This window comes from Peribacillus sp. SIMBA_075, assembly GCF_046534585.1.
In genome coordinates this window covers 1-331 of the sequence record NZ_JAWRYN010000281.1, presented here as the reverse complement: position 1 = coordinate 331, position 331 = coordinate 1, and the positions used below count along the sequence as shown (strand labels likewise).

Annotated in this window: 1 protein-coding gene; it reads left to right on the top strand. The window is 39.9% G+C overall.

Features of this window, described 5'->3' with window-relative positions; all coding sequences use genetic code 11:
* Positions 1-77: 77 nt before the first annotated feature.
* On the top strand, positions 78-331 hold a 254-nt coding region (locus SB775_RS28255; protein WP_410864480.1), incomplete at its 3' end, for a DUF2268 domain-containing putative Zn-dependent protease.

Here is a 331-nt window from a genome sequence, read left to right as displayed (position 1 = left end):
AGAAAAAGGGTACTTTAAGCTCGTCATGAAAAGAATACAAAAAGCTGCAAAAACAGTGGGGAGGCCCTGACGTCCCTGTGTTTATTTTACCTGTAAATGAGAGCAGTAAAGAAATCAGAGAGCAATTTTATTATCAATCCGGCATGGCATTTGACGACAAGGTTTTTCTCTTTTTATCGCCAAACACCCCGAAAGAGCGTATCGGTACATTGCTGACACATGAATATCACCATGTATGCAGGTTGCATTTTCTCACGAAAGAAGAAAGAGATTTTACATTCCTTGATACAATCATGATGGAAGGGCTGGCTGAATATGCTGTGTATCATAG